This is a genomic window from Corallococcus interemptor (assembly GCF_003668875.1).
GTDB classification, from domain to species: domain Bacteria; phylum Myxococcota; class Myxococcia; order Myxococcales; family Myxococcaceae; genus Corallococcus; species Corallococcus interemptor.
In genome coordinates this window covers 1-680 of the sequence record NZ_RAWM01000287.1, presented here as the reverse complement: position 1 = coordinate 680, position 680 = coordinate 1, and the positions used below count along the sequence as shown (strand labels likewise).

The window sequence follows — 680 nt, the reverse complement described above, 5'->3', positions numbered from 1 at the left end:
CTCCTAAGCCTACACAACGCTATTCACCTTCTTTGTCTTGTAGTTAACTGATGGTGGTGAGTCAGAATGTTATGAAGAAGCATTGCAGGTTGAAACTCGGGCAAGGTGGGAACAAACCATGGAAGATGAGATGAAATCTTTATCATCAAACCAGACATGGGACTTAGTTCAGTTGCCTAAGGGAAAGAAAGCTTTGCACAACAAGTGGGTGTACAAATTGAAGGAAGAACATAACGGTAGCAAGCGATACAAAGCCAGATTAGTTGCAAAAGGCTTCCAGCAGAAGGCAGGTATTGATTATTCTGAGTTATTTTCTCCTGTGGTTAAATTGAACACAATCAGAAGTGTGTTGAGCATTGTGGCGGTAGAAAATTTACACCTTGAGCAATTAGATGTGAAAACTGCGTTTCTCCATGGTGACTTGGAAGAAGACATCTATATGCATCAGCCACAGGGATATGCTGTGCCAGGAAAGGAGGAAATGGTGTGTAAGCTCAAAAAGAGTTTATACGGTTTGAAGCAAGCCCCAAGACAATGGTATATTAAATTTGACAGTTTTATGTACAACACAGGTTACAAACGATGTCATGCAGACCATTGCTGTTATTTCAAAAGTTTTGATAACTGTTACATTATTCTACTCTTGTACGTAGATGATATGCTCGTTGCAAGTTCAAATA

Annotated in this window: 1 protein-coding gene; it reads left to right on the top strand. The window is 39.7% G+C overall.

Features of this window, described 5'->3' with window-relative positions:
- Nucleotides 1-118: 118 nt before the first annotated feature.
- Nucleotides 119-680: reverse transcriptase domain-containing protein (locus D7X96_RS39785; protein WP_147468526.1), on the top strand; the 562-nt coding region annotated here is incomplete at its 3' end.